Annotated in this window: 11 protein-coding genes and 1 tRNA gene; 3 read left to right on the plus strand and 9 right to left on the minus strand. The window is 62.2% G+C overall.

Annotated elements, in window-relative coordinates; genetic code table 11:
- Positions 1–95: 95 nt before the first annotated feature.
- Positions 96–794, minus strand: coding sequence for a 50S ribosomal protein L21 (locus tag NLY36_RS13600; protein ID WP_023668688.1), 699 nt, complete (start codon positions 792–794; stop codon positions 96–98).
- Positions 795–1163: 369 nt separating this feature from the next.
- Between NLY36_RS13600 and NLY36_RS13605 the strand changes: the two genes are divergently transcribed.
- Positions 1164–1253 (plus strand) — tRNA-Ser (locus NLY36_RS13605).
- A gap of 140 nt (positions 1254–1393) precedes the next feature.
- Here the strand turns inward: NLY36_RS13605 and NLY36_RS13610 are convergent.
- Positions 1394–3373, minus strand: a complete 1980-nt coding sequence (locus NLY36_RS13610) for a putative bifunctional diguanylate cyclase/phosphodiesterase (RefSeq protein WP_023684117.1) — start codon at positions 3371–3373, stop codon at positions 1394–1396.
- A gap of 267 nt (positions 3374–3640) precedes the next feature.
- Between NLY36_RS13610 and NLY36_RS13615 the strand changes: the two genes are divergently transcribed.
- Complete coding sequence (locus NLY36_RS13615) at positions 3641–4687, plus strand: class I SAM-dependent methyltransferase (protein ID WP_023684116.1); 1047 nt, start codon at positions 3641–3643, stop codon at positions 4685–4687.
- A 276-nt stretch (positions 4688–4963) separates the two neighbouring features.
- On the opposite strand, the gene NLY36_RS13620 is transcribed toward NLY36_RS13615, so the two are convergent.
- Positions 4964–5857 (minus strand): SDR family oxidoreductase, encoded by an 894-nt coding sequence (locus tag NLY36_RS13620; protein ID WP_023698216.1) that lies wholly within the window; start codon positions 5855–5857, stop codon positions 4964–4966.
- 126 nt (positions 5858–5983) lie between these two features.
- On the opposite strand from NLY36_RS13620, the gene NLY36_RS13625 reads away from it, so the two are divergent.
- Complete coding sequence (locus NLY36_RS13625) at positions 5984–6922, plus strand: AraC family transcriptional regulator (protein WP_023693170.1); 939 nt, start codon at positions 5984–5986, stop codon at positions 6920–6922.
- A 742-nt stretch (positions 6923–7664) separates the two neighbouring features.
- Here NLY36_RS13625 and NLY36_RS13630 read toward each other — a convergent pair.
- The 6 genes from NLY36_RS13630 to NLY36_RS13655 form a co-directional block, all read right to left on the minus strand.
- Entirely contained in the window at positions 7665–7817 is a 153-nt protein-coding gene (locus tag NLY36_RS13630; protein WP_023668683.1) for a hypothetical protein, read from the minus strand.
- A gap of 396 nt (positions 7818–8213) precedes the next feature.
- The gene (gene recQ / locus NLY36_RS13635; RefSeq protein ID WP_023684111.1) at positions 8214–10052 is read right to left on the minus strand and encodes a DNA helicase RecQ; all 1839 of its coding nucleotides are present in this window, start codon (positions 10050–10052) and stop codon (positions 8214–8216) included.
- A 264-nt stretch (positions 10053–10316) separates the two neighbouring features.
- Positions 10317–10655 carry a cupin domain-containing protein gene (locus tag NLY36_RS13640; protein ID WP_023698219.1) on the minus strand — a complete coding sequence of 113 codons (339 nt, stop codon included), beginning with the start codon at positions 10653–10655 and terminating at the stop codon, positions 10317–10319.
- A gap of 10 nt (positions 10656–10665) precedes the next feature.
- Entirely contained in the window at positions 10666–11433 is a 768-nt protein-coding gene (gene kduD, locus NLY36_RS13645; RefSeq protein ID WP_023736853.1) for a 2-dehydro-3-deoxy-D-gluconate 5-dehydrogenase KduD, read from the minus strand.
- Entirely contained in the window at positions 11430–12287 is an 858-nt protein-coding gene (kduI, locus tag NLY36_RS13650) for a 5-dehydro-4-deoxy-D-glucuronate isomerase (protein ID WP_023728681.1), read from the minus strand. Before kduI ends, kduD begins: the two co-directional genes overlap by 4 nt.
- A gap of 23 nt (positions 12288–12310) precedes the next feature.
- Complete coding sequence (locus NLY36_RS13655) at positions 12311–13087, minus strand: FadR/GntR family transcriptional regulator (RefSeq protein ID WP_023700229.1); 777 nt, start codon at positions 13085–13087, stop codon at positions 12311–12313.
- Between the last annotated feature and the right edge of the window lie 15 nt (positions 13088–13102).

Below are 13102 nucleotides of genomic sequence, written 5' to 3' on the forward strand. Positions count from 1 at the left end.
CTAACTCCGATGCGCCCTGGGGCGCTTGAATGGTCTTATGAACGCGTTCGCGTTCCGTTTCAAGTCCGATCCGGCGACCTTGTCGCCGGTTCGTTTTACTTCTTCGCCAGTTCCTTGGCCTGCTCGCGCCAGTCGTTGATCTGGTCGGTGCTGAAGGGCATGTGCGCGTCGATCTTGGCCACGTCCTTGTCCGACAGCTTGGCAAGCTGGGCGAAGGTGGTGATGCCCTGCTCGTGCAGCTGGCCGGCGGCAACCGGGCCGATGCCCTTGATCACGGCCAAATCGTCCGGCTCGCCCTTCGGCGCCTTGAACAGCGGCGCGGCGACGGCGGTCTCCGTCTTGGCTTCATCCTTCGGAGCAGCCTCGGCTTTGGCTTCCTTCTTCGCCTTGGCTTCCTTCGGCGCGGCCTCGGCCTTCGCCTCGGGCGCTACGTCAGCCTTGACTTCCACCTTGGCTGAGGCCTTCTTGGAAGGCTTGGCGCCACCCAGCAGGATCTCGGCGATCCGCACGGTGGTCAGAAGCTGGCGATGGCCGATCTTGCGGCGCGAATTCTGCCGGCGGCGCTTCTTGAAAGCGATGACGGTGCGGTTCTTGCCCTGCTCGACGACTTCCGCCGTGACCAGAGCGCCATCGACGAACGGGGCGCCGAAGGTGACATTTTCGCCTTCGCCATGGGCGAGGACGCTGCCGATTTCGACGATATCGCCGACATTGGCTTCGAGCTTCTCGATCTTCAGGAGATCGTTGGCGGCAACGCGATACTGCTTACCGCCCGTTTTAATGACTGCGAACATTTTTTGCCTTTCGCTGTTCGGTCGGCCTCGATGAGCCGCGTCACGCGGTTCGGCCGTCTTTTTGTCAGTCTGCGGGTTCGAAAAACAAGCGGCGTGGAAGAACCCTCCACGCCGATTGCGCGCTTCCCCTAACCGAAGGTTCGGTACGAGTCAAGGCAAACGGGCGGAATCCTTGGCCACGCCGCCTCCTTGCCGCCCCCGATCTCTCCAGTCGAGGACCGGTTGGCCCCATCTGCCGACGTGGCCGCAACGCAGCCCTCCAGACAGAGCCCGCACAGGAAGCTGAATTCCCCCGCGGATTTGGCCTTGTAACCTGCCCGCCCAGCCGTTATCTAGTGCGCCGCGCCGGCAACGGCCGACCATGACCGCGGAGAGGTGGCAGAGTGGTCGAATGCACCGCACTCGAAATGCGGCATGGGTGCAAGCCCATCGGGGGTTCGAATCCCTCCCTCTCCGCCACCCTACGCCCTGCGGGCTTCGGGTGGCAGGCCACCCGGAACCGAATCTGGGCGTAGGAGTGTCGCCCGAAGCTACGAAGTAGCGTAGGGGGACCGGAACGAAGCAGGATGCCCTCCGAAGCTTCAGCGTAGAGGCTGCCGCTAGGCAACGAGGCCTTGCCTGATCTGGTTTACCTCTTCGATCGGCACGGGATGCCCGGTGAGGAAGCCCTGCATCAAATTTACCCCCAGGCGCTGCAGCAATATGTACTGCTCCTCCGTTTCGACGCCCTCGGCGAGCACGACATGGCCGAGATTGCGAAGCAGCCCGACCATGTCCCGCAACAGGCTCAAGCCACGAGACGTCTGGCAATCGTGGAGGAAGCTGCGATCAATCTTGACCACGTCGAATTTGAAGCGGCGGAGCCATGTCAAGCCGGCAAATCCCGTTCCGAAGTCGTCCAGCCAGATCTGAACGCCGAGTTTTCGCAACCGCTCCACGTTTCTGACCGCTTGCGCCTCCAGAAAGATGTCACTGCCTTCGGTGATTTCGATGGCCAGTTTCTGGGGCGCAAGGCCGTGCCTGCCAAGGATTTCGGTGATCCGGAGTGAAAAGTTGGGAGCCTTGAGCTGAAGAACGGATACGTTCACCGTCACGACCGAGCCCAATCCGTATTCCGCCATGTCACCGCAGGCTCGATCGATCAGCCATGTACCCAGTTCCACGATCGCTCCGGTCTGCTCGGCAACGGGTATGAATACGGACGGACTGATCATGGTGCCGTCGAAGTCGCATACCCGCATCAGACTCTCGTGGCCCAGCACGCGTCCCGACGCCAGCTCGCGAATTGGCTGGTAAGCGACAGAAACGAGCTGGTTGGAAACTGCCACCTTCAGCAGTTCTGAAAGATTTTCGCCGGAGCGATCCTGGCTGGTGGCATGCGGGTCGTAAATCGTGAACGTAGCCCGACCGGCAAACTTGGACGCGTAGAGCGCGCGGTCAGCTTCCTGCAGCAGGATTCTAAGCTCTATGCTCTGATCGGCGCGCGTCAACGACGCCCCGGCACTGATCGTTACGATGTTGAGCTTGTCGCCCCGATCAGGGTGGTAGATATCCAAATCCTCTACAGCGCGACAGAATTTCTTCGTTATCTCATGAAGGTGAGCCCGCCCGGTGACCTTGCAGAGAATGACGAATTCTTCTCCGCCATAGCGGGCCGCGATGGCGTTGTTGGCAGCCGCCATCTCGGAGAGGACATGGGCGAGTTTGATCAGGCAATCGTCGCCGGCCTGATGACCAAGTCCGTCATTGAACCTTTTGAAGTAGTCGACGTCGATCAGAATGAGCCCTATCTCGTCGTCGTCCGCGGCCCAGTCTTCGCGCAGCTCCGAGAATTCTCGAATGATCGCCCTGCGGTTCTTCATTCCCGTGAGCGGATCGGTGTCGGCGATTTCGGTTAGCTTCTGCCCCTTCTTGATAGCAGCCTGCTCCTGGAACTGCGCCCGAAGCGCGTGCAGGAAGGTCTGGTAACGCTCCAGGCTCAGCCGCCACGAAAGATAAAGCGACAAGACGAGGCAGTTCACGAAATAGGCCGACAACACGACCCGACCGGCGATGTCGGCCTGAAGGGAGAACATCGCGGCGTACACAAAGCTTGCGGCGACCGTCGCGGAGGCAAGGGCTGAAAGCCAAAAACGGAAGTTGAAGAACAGATTCGCACCCAGGATGAACACGGTGCCAAAAACCATGAAATGGGAGAGGGCATCCTGATGCTCTGTTCCAACAGCGGAGACGAGCCACCCAAGGGCACCGGATACAATCGCCAGCGCTGCTACAAGGTGCAAGGTGGCAAGGGCAAAGCCCCGTCGGGCGACAAATTCGACAAGCGCCAGGGAAGTGATCCCTAGCGTAACGCGCGTCAAAACAAGCCGGCCGGCGATATCCGGAAAAAGAAACCAATCGAAAAGGCCATAGGCCACATAGCTGAATACAGCAGCCGCAATACCCCATCGCACAAGGCTGCGATTCTCATCGGCATCCTTCTGCAGGAACAGTGTCAGGAGTTCCGGATCGGCGGAATGCCACCGCGGACGTCCAATCGCTGCCGCCACCTTCTGGGCAACGTCCTCGCTCAGTTGCATCGCAACGCTCCTCCGCGATCTGCAGTAGCGAATGCAACAGCCGACGTCGCCTGCGGTCGGGGAATGAAGACGTCCCTGTCCGCAAGAAAAGTCAGATGTCGCTAACCGAGGGTAAACGGGCGGTTCGGATTTAGCCAGTTTGCAGGATTGATGGCCGTTCCGTTGCTTAAAATTTTACTAAAATTTTATTAAAATTGTTAGCATTGGTCGGCGGCGCACCTATGCTGCTGGCCGGGGACCGGGGCGGTAAACCGGAGAGTAAACGGCATGCCTATCAAGCCAAAACTGCAGCTCGACCAATACAGCCTGGTCACCACCAGGCTGATGAAGAAACATGTTGCGACCTCCGAAGAGGCGGCTGACTCCGACGAGTTGAGGGACAGCACGGCCCAGCTCGCCCTGATACTGGACCTTGCTCATCAAGCCTTTGCGCGAAACAAACCGGCCGCCCCCGTCGTCCATCGTTTGGCGGGGCGACTCCACAAGCTCCGCCGGCAGGTTGCTACCGCGGTTTGGCAGAAACTCGTTCCTTTGGCTCAGCAGCATCGGGTCGCGGAATATTTGCTCCAGGACCCGTTCACGCGGTGGTCGGTCGAAAAACCGCGCGGGTATTCGGGCGATGCAGGCCTGCTGGATATTTACTACAAGCATCCGATCGCCGACGAGATCGTGGCCTCGTCGACCTTACTTGGTCGGCAAATCTATGCGTACACCAGTGAAGCTGCCAGTTCGGTGGCGGGGCGCGAGCGGCGGGATATTCTGGCCAGGACCGTGGACGAGACGGCCAGCAGTGTGGAAAAGGCTGAGGTGCTGGCGATTGCCTGCGGCCACCTCAGGGAAGCCGAACGCTCCGACGCGTTGGCCAGGCATAAACTGCAACGTTGGATCGGCCTGGATCAGGACCCCGTCAGCGTAGCCACGGTGAACCACGACTTTGCCGGCACGGCAGTCGAGGCAGTCCAGGGTTCCGTACGCGGCATCCTACGCCGCGCCTACGCCCTTGGCACATTCGATCTCGTCTACGCATCGGGGCTTTACGATTACCTGCCGCGTGCCATCGGCGTCCGCCTGCTTCAAAGAGCCATGGAACTCGTCAAGCCCGGTGGCGAATTCCTGTTTGCCAATTTCAGCGACGAGATAACGACGGATGGTTACATGGAGACTTTCATGGATTGGCCGCTCATCCTACGTTCGGCCGACGATATGTGGGACATCATCAATGCCGCCCTCGGCGGGAGTCCTTTCGACGCGAAAGTCTACTATGGCTCGAACCGGAATATCGTTTACGGCAAGGTGAGGAAGGGCGATCTCTAACTAGGCGCGGGAATCGCGCGCGCATCCCCGTAACAAGGTAGGTCTGCCATGACGAGGCCATGCCTTCGCCGGCTTTCCGGCGACGGGCGAGCAGGTCGTCCGGGCTGCGGGCGGCCTACGCCGTGTTCGTTCTGCTTGCCGCCATACAGATGTGGCGGCGGTTCCAGCAGCACGACGGTGCTGCCCGCTCGGCGGGCTGCGTCTGGCCGTGTTGCTGGCACTGCCGCTGATCGCCAGGCTGTCGGTCGTGCAATGCAACGCGACTGGCCGGCCTGATCAGGCCTCGAAATAGCGGGCACGATCGAGATCGGCGATGAGCCCCGGCCCGGTCGGCTGCCATCCCAGCGCAGTGCGGGTCTGCTCACTTGACGCCGACAAGTCCCTGCCGATGAAATGCCCGAGAAAGCCGAAATGCGCAGCCGCGTCCTCGGGGCCTATGGAAGCGACCGGCAGGCCGAGCCGGCGGCCGATGATCTCGGCGATCTCTTTGCTCGCCACGCCCTGTTCGGCAACCGCATGATAGCTGACGCCGCCCGCCCCCTTCTCCACCGCCAGCCTGTACAGGGTGGCGGCGTCGAACCGGTGCACCGCCGCCCAGCGATTTGCGCCGTCGCCAACATAGGCCGAGACGCCCTTTTCACGCGCAATGGCAATCAGCATCGGCACGAAACCGTGATCGCCCTCGCCATGGACGGTCGGCGCCAGCCGCACCGTCGATGCGCGCACCCCGCGCGCTGCGAGCGCCACGGCCGTTGCTTCCGAAGCGCGCGGCATGGCGGCCGATGGAGGCGCGGGTTTGTCGTCTTCGGTTGCCGGCCTTCCCTGCGCAAAACCGGCGAGGCCGGAGGTGACAAGCAGCGGCCGCTCGGAACCCTCGAGCGCCGCGCCGAGCGTTTCGATGGCGCGCTGGTCAACTGCGCAACTGGCGGCGAATCTCGAAAAGTCGTGGTTGAAGGCCGTGTGGATGACGCCATCCGATTGGGTAGCGCCGCTGCGCAGGCTGTCGAAATCCTCGATATCGCCGCGATGCGCCTCGGCACCCGCGGCCACGATCGACTCCGCACCTGCTTCCGACCGCGCGAGGCCAAGCACCTGATGGCCCGCCCCGAGCAATTCCCGCACAACAGCCGAACCGACAAAACCGGTAGCCCCGGTAACGAACACACGCATGATGATTTCTCCTTGGTTTTTGTCGAACGCCGTACAGCCAGCCCGTTGCGAAGGAGATAGAAGTTTGAGATCATACGATCTATACTGTAAAATCCGAGATATCTTCGCAATCGTCCGAGAACGCTCATGGATCCGCTGTCAGACGTGCTGTCGCTACTGAAGCCGCGCAATTACCTGTCGGCTGGGCTGGAAACCGGTGGCGACTGGGCGATCCAGTTTCCTGACCAGCAGGCCGCCATCAAATGCGGCGCCGTGGTGTCCGGCCGATGCTGGCTGTCGGTCGAGGGCGTCCCTGACGCGGTGCGGCTGGACGTGGGCGACTGCTTCCTGTTGCCGCGCGGCCGGCCTTTCCGCCTTGCCAGCGATCTCGGCCTGCCGACGGTCGATGCGCGAACGATCTTTTCACCGGCGCGGACCGGCGGCATCACCGTCCATAATGGCGGCGGCGATTTCCTCCTGGTCAGCAGTCGCTTCACGCTGTCCGGCGACCATGCCGGCATCCTCTTGCGGATGCTGCCGCCCATCGTCCACATCCGCGGCGAGAGCGACCATTCGGCGCTTCGCTGGCCGGTGGAGCGGATGATGCAGGAATTGCGCCAGCGGCGTCCCGGCGGCTTTCTCATCGTCGAGCACCTCGCCCACATGATCCTGATCGAGGCCTTGCGCCTGCATATGACCGCGCAAGGCAATGTCGGCTGGCTGTTCGCACTCACCGACAGGCAGATCGGCGCGGCGATCGGCGCCATGCACGAGGACCCGGCGCATGGCTGGACATTGCAGCAACTGGCGGAGCGCGCCGGCATGTCGCGATCGACTTTTGCGCTCAGATTCAAGCAGACGGTCGGGGCCTCACCCCTGGATTATCTGACGCGCTGGCGCATGATGCTGGCCGGCGACAGGCTGATGCATTCCGGCGATCCGGTTTCCGTCATCGCGCTGGCGCTCGGCTACGAATCCGAAAGCGCCTTCAGCACGGCATTCAAGCGCGTCATGGGCTGTTCGCCGCGGCAGTACAGCCGCCGGGAGCCGGACCTGACTGCGCAGGCCGAACGCGAAGCCGCCTGAGGCGGCGATCCGAGCGCCTTGATTACCTTGCCCTTAGAGGCTGTAGCGCGAACGAAACTCGGTGAACGACATCGCCAGATTGTTCTCGTCCACATGGCCGGTGATTCCGTCCACACTGCGCGAGTCGAGTTGTAGCGGGCGAGCCAGAGCGGACAATTGCCGAAGCCGCTCGGATTTCCCAGCGCGCTTCGACCGCTGCGGCCCTTCTGCTCAAATCGATCCCTTGCTTGCTCCATGGCATGCGCTTGACAATCGACTGATTCGCAACCCTTCGGGGATATAAGTATTCCAGTTAACTTAGGGATAATCGGCAGGAGGAACTAGATTTCAGACGCTCAATTGGCACGAGCAAAATCGCGTTTTTCATGCTTTCAGAATGACTTGCTCGCGTGCTGGCGGTTAACCGGCACCAACTTCTCCGATTTCCTTGCCTCTACGGCTGGGTAGCGCAATAGGGTTAATTGCGCGATTGCTAATATGCCTATATCTTAGGCGGCGCGGGGGGGGCCTCATATCTTCCCGCAGTGGCCGGTGCGGTGAAGCCCCACAAGCATGCCCAACCTGCACCGGCCATTCCCTATCTTTTCCAAGAGCTTCCGTGAAGCCTCTAGGACGCGTCGCGTTTCGGCGATGGTCGATTGCAGGGAGTCCAGTTGGCTCTCCGCTCGGAGCTGGCTACGGCGGGCGCTTTCAATGAACTGGTGGTCAGGTTCCCACCGGTCTTTCATCGGGCTTAGCCTCTCTACAGACGAACGAACTTGTCGAGATGCAGGCGTATCCGCTGGCCCTCAGCATAGGACAGCGCAAACGGTTCAATCACGAATGATCGGGTAATTTCCTGGTCTTCCTTGGCCACAGGAACGGACCATCCGCCGCCGGCTTCGACCACTTCCACGCAAGGCAATGCTTTGCGGATTGGACCCACGTTTCCACCACAGCCTCTATACGAAAAGCAATGGTAACCTCGAGTTTTATACTCCCGTCGAAAGCGGGTTTTCAACAACAAAGATGGTCTGAATCATACCATTCGGGTCAGCGGATAGCGGCTGCCGAGGTAGCGTCTCCAAGGCCGAGAAAACCGCCATCCGCGCGCAACAGCGGGTTTCCATAGTCACGGCTACATCCGAAGAATCGACCGCATAGATTCAGGAATGTGTGTTGTCGTCACGGTTCCATACAATTTAGAAGGCCATTCCCCTACGGCAGGGTAGCGCCAAAATGAAAGGATAAGCGGGCGGGCAAGTTGAAGGCGTACTGATGCCGGATCGGGCTTTGGTCCAGCAAAACCCTTTCAGCCTGGCGTCTCGGAAAGGTGCGCGGCAATGGCGCTCACAAAAGCCTTGCCGAACTCCTTGAGTTTGGCGGCGCCGACGCCATTCACTTCGGCAAAATCGTCGAGGTCTTGCGGACGACGCTCGGCCATGTCGATCAGTGTACGATCCGAAAACACCACATAGGCCGGCACCTGGCGTTCCTTGGCCAGCCGCAGCCGCACCGTCTTGAGCGCCGCGAGCAGCGACGCATCGACATTTTCGCTCTGAGGGCTCTGCCCGGCACGAGCCGCGCGGCGCGCGGCGCGCGTGCGCATCTCGACCCGATACTGGAACGGCACCTCGCCCCGGCCGAGTGCGTGGCCCTTGTCCGCGATGGCCAACCCGCCATGGCCGGCCGGGTCCGGCATCAGGAAACCGTTCGCGACCAGCTGGCGAATCATAGATTGCCAAAAATCCTTCTTGTGCGCGGCGCCATTGCCGAAGGCTGCCAGCCTGTGATGCCCCCTTGCCGCGATCTTTTCAGTCTCGTGGCCGATCAGGATGTCGATGACATGGCCGGCGCCGAAGCGCTCGCCGCTCTGCGCCACCGCCGCCAGGATGAGGCGCGCCTCGGCGGTGCCGTCGGCGCGCGGCGCCTGTTCCAGGCAATTGTCGCAATTGCCGCAAGGGACCGCCTCTTCACCGAAATAACCGAGCAGCACCTGGCGGCGGCACTCGGCCGTCTCGCAATAGCCGATCAGCGTATCGAGCCGGCCATGCGAGCGACGCTTGTGTTCGACAGCGGCGTCCTCGTCGTCGATGAACATGCGGCGCATGCGGATGTCGCCAAGGCCGTAAAGCATATGCGCCTCCGCCGCCCGGCCGTCGCGACCGGCGCGGCCGATTTCCTGGTAATAGGCTTCGAGGCTGCCCGGCAGGTCGGTGTGGAAGACATAGGCGACATCAGGCTTGTCGATCCCCATGCCGAAGGCGATGGTCGCCACCATGACGACGCCCGACAGCGTCATGAAGGCGTTCTGGTTGGCATCACGCGCCTCCTTGCTCATCCCGGCGTGATAGGCGAGCGCGGTCACGCCGTTCTTTTCGAGGAATGCCGCCATCTCTTCGGTCTTCTTGCGCGACAGGCAGTAGACGATGCCGCTGCGCCCCTGATGGCGCTCGATGAAGTTGAGCAACTGCCGCTTGCTGTCCTGCTTGGGCTCGATGGCAAGCTTGATGTTGGGCCGGTCGAAGCCAAGCACCTGCGTTTCGACACGCCCGCCAAACAGCCGTCTCTCGATGTCTGCCCGCGTCGTCTCGTCCGCCGTCGCCGTCACCGCAATGATCGGTACGTCGGGAAAGATGCCACGCAGCTGCGACAGGTCTTCATATTCGCGCCGGAACGCCGGCCCCCACTGCGAAATGCAATGCGCCTCGTCGATGGCGATCAGGCTGACATCGAGCCTGGCAAGCGCATCCAGCATCCGCTCGGTCATCAGCCGTTCCGGCGCGAGGTAGAGCAGCCGCGTCTGGCCCGACGCGACGCGGCGCCATGCCGCGACATTGGCATCACGGTCGATCGAGGAATTGATCGTATCGGCGGCGACGCCGGCGAGGCGCAGTGCCGCGACCTGATCCTGCATCAGCGCCACCAGCGGCGAAACGACAATGGTCAGCCCACCCTTGACCAGCGCCGGAACCTGGTAGCACAGCGATTTGCCGGCACCCGTTGGCATGACGGCCAGCACATGGCGGCCGCCAAGCAGCGCCTCCATCACCGCGGCCTGTCCGGGACGGAAATCGTCGAAACCGAACACGTCCTTGAGGACGCGCCGTTTGGGATCGTGCGTCGGCACGCTTGTCGTCGATATCTGCATCACTGATGTTTTTGCGATCGGCCGCCCGAAGCAGCGGCGTGGACAGAACGATTAGCGCAGCCCCTGCGCGACCACAACAAGCAGCAGCAACACCCCACCGGCGATCGACCTGATTGGCATCGTTAAACCTATCTTCACCATGTTGCGGCACCGTCCAACCCTGCGGCGATGTTTCGAGTACCGCTGCGCCACGAGCGCACAGGCAACGGCCCGCGCCTCCCCAGGAGGCGCGGGTTTCCTGTTTCTGGAATTGCCGAAAAAGGTTCAGGCCAGGAAATCGGCGCGGTGCGGGGTAAAGCTGTCGACCAGGCGCCCGGCCTCCAGCGCCTTGACGCCGTGCACCAGATTGGACGGCACGATGAAGCTGCCGCCGGTCTCGATGGTCGCGGTGCGGCCGTCGATGGTCACCTCGAAGCGACCTTCGGCGACATAGCTGGCCTGGACATGCGGGTGCGAATGCAGTGCGCCGACGCCGCCCTTGTCGAAACCGAACTCGACCATCATCAGTTCGTCGGTGTGCAGGAGAACGCGCCGCCTGTTGCCGTCCGGCGTCGGCGTCCAGGCGCTCTCGCCGGGCTGTGCGAAAATCTTGACTTCAATCATGACCATCTCCTCATCGCGCCAGCCAGCCGCCGTCCACGGGAACCACCGCGCCATGCATATAGTCGGACGCTGGCGCCAGCAGGAACACGGCGGCATCGCCTATGTCTTCCGGCCCGCCCCAACGTCCCGCCGGAATGCGCGCCAGGATGGCAGCACTGCGGTCGGGATCGGCGCGCAACGCCTCGGTGTTGCTGGTTTCAATATAGCCGGGCGCAATGGCATTGACATTGATGCCTTGGGCCGCCCATTCGCAGGCAAGCAGCCGGGTCACGCCGAGCGCGCCATGTTTCGACGCGGTATAGGACGCGACGCGGATGCCGCCCTGGAAACTCAGCACCGAGGCGATGTTGACGATCTTGCCGCGCCGCCCGGGATCGGCCAGCACGTGTCTGGCAAAACCCTGGCTGAGAAAGAATAGCGTCTTCAGATTGACGTCGATGACGTCGTCCCAGTCGGCCTCGGAGAAATCGACCGCATCGGCGCGGCGGATGATGCCGGCATTGTTGACCAGCCCGTCGATCGGGCCGGTCTTTTCCCAGACCTGGTCGAGCATCGCCTTGGCGGCCGCATGGTCGGCAAGATCGCATCGCACCGCCTCGAACTGGCCACCGGCTTCCGCGACTTGTCTTTCCGTGTCGTCCATCGCCGAGCGGCCGACACCGATGACGGTGCCGCCGGCGCGCGCGATCGAGCCGGCGATGCCCTGGCCGATGCCGGTGTTCGCGCCGGTGACCAGGATACGCTTGCCGGCCAGGCTGAAGGAGGAAGGGCCGCTCAACGCAATTCACCCAGCGGCACCGGGTCGACATCGGTGTAGTCGACATTGTCGCCGGCCATCGCCCAGATGAAGGCATAGTTCGAGGTGCCGGCCCCCGAATGGATCGACCAGCCCGGCGACAGCACCGCCTCCTCGTTAGCCATCACCAGATGCCGCGTTTCGTCCGGCTCGCCCATGAAATGGAAGACGCGCGCCGTCTCCGGCAGGTCGAAATAGAGATAGGCCTCCATGCGCCGGTCATGCACATGGCAAGGGATAGTGTTCCACACCGAGCCCGGCGCCAGTTGGGTCATACCGACCACCAGTTGGCAGGTCTTGACGCCATCGGCATGGATGAACTGGAAGATGGAGCGTTCGTTGCAGGTTTCCTTGCTGCCGAGATCGAGGCGCTTGGCATCGCCAATGCGGATCAGCCGGCTCGGATGGGTATGATGCGCCGGCGCGCTGAGCAGGTAGAATTTGGCCGGTGCGCCCGCGTCGGCCGACGCGAACGACACGTCGGTCCTGCCCATGCCGAGATAGAGCATGTCACGTGCCTGCAACTGGTGGGTCTCGCCATTTGCCGTCACCGAGCCGGCGCCGCCGATGTTGACGATGATCAGCTCGCGGCGGTCGAGAAAATTCTTGGTCCCCGTCGGCTTGATCGCCTCCAGCGGCAGCGCTGTCCCTTCCGGCACGGCGCCGCCAACGATCATGCGGTCATAATGGGTGTAGGTCAGGCTGATGCGTCCCTGCTGGAACAGGTCGTCAATATGGAAATTGTGACGCAGTTCGTCGGTGCCCATGGAAGCAGCGGCGACCGGGTCGATGGCGAAACGCGAGGTGAAATCGGTATGCGGGTGACTTTGAGTCATTGCTGCTCCAGCTGAATGAATGGCTATTTGGTTGCCGACGCCTTGACCGAGTCGGCGTAGTAGACCTGGCGGGCGTGCAGCCGCTCGCGGTAGCGCTCTTGGCTGGCGGTGAGATGAGCGCGCATCGCCTCGCGCGCGGCTTCGGCGTCGCCTGAGGTGATCGCATTCAGGATCACCAGATGCTCGCGTTGCAGCCCTCGCTGATAGCTGTCGGATTGCACCAGTTCGGTCGACCAGGGCGAGGTCACGTCGCAAGGAATGGCGCGGCGTCCGAGCACATCGAGCATCTCGACATAGAACGGGTTGTTGGTGGCGCTGGCGATTGCCCGGTGGAAGGCGAGATCGGCCGGACCGGTCGGCTCGCTGTTGAGAAGCAGCCGTTCGAATTCGAAGAACGCTTCCTGGATCGCTGCTTCCTGCGCGGCGTTGCGGCGAATGGCGGCGAGCCCGGCCGATTCGATTTCGACGGCCAGGCGCACTTCGAGCACATTGAGCGCGATGGAATCCTTGCTGCCCATGTCGGCGGCGAGCGCGCCGAACATCGTTGAGATGTGCTCGGTGACGAACACGCCTGCGCCCTGGCGCGCCTCGACCAGCCCGTCGGCGGCGAGCTTGGCCAGCGCTTCGCGGATGACGGTGCGGCTGACGCCGAAGGTCTCGGTCAGTTGTCCTTCGGTCGGCAATTTGTGGCCGGGCAGGATCTCGCCCGCCTGCAGCTGCTTGCGGATCGCTGCGACGACGGTCTCCGACAGTTTGGGTTTTCTCTCGACCCTGAGATCAACAGCGCTATCCGATGCCATATCGCACCCCTGTTT

This window comes from Mesorhizobium sp. C399B (assembly GCF_030323185.1).
Lineage (GTDB): Bacteria > Pseudomonadota > Alphaproteobacteria > Rhizobiales > Rhizobiaceae > Mesorhizobium.

Bases quoted from the DNA above. Each gene is read 5' to 3' on its own strand.
- NLY36_RS13600 (WP_023668688.1), bottom strand. From the start codon at position 794: ATGTTCGCAGTCATTAAAACGGGCGGTAAGCAGTATCGCGTTGCCGCC.
- NLY36_RS13610 (WP_023684117.1), bottom strand. From the start codon at position 3,373: ATGCAACTGAGCGAGGACGTTGCCCAGAAGGTGGCGGCAGCGATTGGA.
- NLY36_RS13620 (WP_023698216.1), bottom strand. From the start codon at position 5,857: ATGCGTGTGTTCGTTACCGGGGCTACCGGTTTTGTCGGTTCGGCTGTT.
- recQ (WP_023684111.1), bottom strand. From the start codon at position 10,052: ATGCAGATATCGACGACAAGCGTGCCGACGCACGATCCCAAACGGCGC.
- NLY36_RS13615 (WP_023684116.1), top strand. From the start codon at position 3,641: ATGCCTATCAAGCCAAAACTGCAGCTCGACCAATACAGCCTGGTCACC.
- kduI (WP_023728681.1), bottom strand. From the start codon at position 12,287: ATGACTCAAAGTCACCCGCATACCGATTTCACCTCGCGTTTCGCCATC.
- NLY36_RS13625 (WP_023693170.1), top strand. From the start codon at position 5,984: ATGGATCCGCTGTCAGACGTGCTGTCGCTACTGAAGCCGCGCAATTAC.
- NLY36_RS13655 (WP_023700229.1), bottom strand. From the start codon at position 13,087: ATGGCATCGGATAGCGCTGTTGATCTCAGGGTCGAGAGAAAACCCAAA.
- NLY36_RS13640 (WP_023698219.1), bottom strand. From the start codon at position 10,655: ATGATTGAAGTCAAGATTTTCGCACAGCCCGGCGAGAGCGCCTGGACG.